The sequence below is a fragment of the Burkholderia sp. KCJ3K979 genome, from assembly GCF_016759955.1.
GTDB classification, from domain to species: Bacteria; Pseudomonadota; Gammaproteobacteria; order Burkholderiales; family Burkholderiaceae; genus Burkholderia; species Burkholderia orbicola.
Map to the genome: position 1 here is coordinate 1 of NZ_JACFYV010000406.1, position 1897 is coordinate 1897.

Consider the following 1897-nt stretch of genomic DNA (forward strand, 5'->3'; position numbering starts at 1 on the left):
TATGCGCCACGCCCGTCAGCGAGCGAGCATAGCATGCGTGCTGTAATGAACGCCTCTAGGGCTTGGCTAACGCACCCGTTTGCTGATATCCATCAGTCAGCGTGCCCAGGAACGCGATCACGTCCTTGATCTCGGCCGCGTTCAGCGCCGGCTGGTCGCCGCGCTTGCGGTCGAACGGCGCTTCGCGGTTGATGTTCGGCCAGTAGCGCTTCGGCAGATCGTCGTAGATCTGCACCTTGCCGTGCACGACCGGATAGAACTTCTCCGGATGGATGTCGCGTTCGACGTAGAAGCGCATCACGTCCTCGAGCGAGTGATACACGCCGTTGTGGAAGAACGTCTTGCGCAGCGCGACGTTGCGCAGCGACGGCGTGCGGAACAGCCCGCAGAATTCGTCGCGGCCCTTCAGGTCGGTGCGCTCGGGGCCGCAGGCGCCGAGATCGTAAAAGCGCGGGTCGCGATTGACCGGCAGCGCGCGGTTGCGCGGCACCGCGATCGCGATCAGCCCGAAATCGCTGAACTGCGGCGGGCCGCCTTCGAGCGTGCGCTGGCTGATGTGGCAGCTCGCGCAGTTGCCCTTCTTCTCTTCGTTGAACAGCTGCAGGCCGTGCAACTCCGCGGGCGTGAGCTGCGCGTGGCCGGCCAGATACGCGTCGTATTTGCTCGTGTACGGATCGAACAGCGCCGGCTGCTGCTGGAATGCGTCGAGCGCGCGCAGCACCGCATCGAACGTCGCCCGGTCGTCGCCGAGCACCTGGTCGCCGAACGCCTTGCGGAACGCGTCGGCATACGGCGCGGCGCGAACCGCCTTCGCGACCCGCGCGGGCGAGCTGCTCATCTCGAACGGCGACGTGAGCGGAATGCGCGCCTGCGCATCGCGCGTATCGACGCGACCATCCCAGGTCAGCCCGCCGGTCGGCCCCGCGTCGATGCTTTCGTCACCTTCGTCCGGCGAATCGTGGAAGTGCTCGCTGAACGGCGGGATACCGCGCAGGTACTTCAGCGACGGCACCGCGCGAAAGCCGGTACGGTGCATGTCGTCGCCGCCCAGCTGCACCGACAGCCCATTCGGCGGCCCGAACGCATGTTCGGCGCTATGGCACGACGCACAAGCGAGCTTGCCGGACCCGGACAGCGACGGATCGAAGAACAGCTGCTTGCCGAGCGCCGTCATCTGCTTCACGCCCTCGAACACCTGCGCACGCGTCTGCGGCTGGCTGGCCGGCGCGACCGCCGGGGCGGCCGGAGCGGCCTGCGCCGCCGGTACGACGGACGCGGCCGACGCACTCGTGCCGGGCTGCGCATCGCAACCGGCCAGCGCCGCGAGCGCGCCGACCATCGCGAGCGTCGCCGCGGCCGGGATCAGCGATCGCGCGGACGCGAAGGATTTCAGAAGGGTGTGCATCGTTGTTCTGGTAGCGGTGGGCAATCGGCCGGAGCTTATGTCAGTTCCGTGACCGTTGGATGACGTTCAACCGACAGTCAATTGAAAGCGTCCCTACACCCGGCTGTCAAATCGGTTCCAGATAATGCGCGCAGCCGGGCGGTACCGCGAGGTTCGCGCGCCGGCCCTCCCGCCACCCGGTTCCCACACGCGACCAACGACGAATGAGAGAGAACATCGCATGAAGAAGCACGCCTGGATTCGCTACACGCCGATCGCCCTCGCGGCCGCGCTCAGCCTGACCGCCTGCGGCGGCGACGACGTCACGCAACAGGGCCTGTCGGCCGTCAAGAACGTCGTCGTGATCTACGCGGAAAACCGCAGCTTCGACAACCTGTACGGCAACTTCCCGGGCGCGAACGGTCTGCAGAATGCGACGGCCGCGAATTCGGTGCAGAAGGATCGCGACGGCTCGACGATGGCGACGCTGCCGAAGATCTGGGGCGGCCTCAC

Annotated in this window: 2 protein-coding genes; one reads left to right on the forward strand and one right to left on the reverse strand. The window is 66.9% G+C overall.

Translation table 11 applies throughout. The annotated features are described in order from the left end of the window. Positions 1-55: 55 nt before the first annotated feature. Positions 56-1405 carry a cytochrome-c peroxidase gene (locus H3O04_RS35195; RefSeq protein ID WP_202589501.1) on the reverse strand — a complete coding sequence of 450 codons (1350 nt, stop codon included), beginning with the start codon at positions 1403-1405 and terminating at the stop codon, positions 56-58. A 220-nt stretch (positions 1406-1625) separates the two neighbouring features. On the opposite strand from H3O04_RS35195, the gene H3O04_RS35200 reads away from it, so the two are divergent. Further along, positions 1626-1897 (forward strand): alkaline phosphatase family protein (locus H3O04_RS35200; protein ID WP_272929923.1); only part of this gene is annotated, 272 nt, incomplete at its 3' end.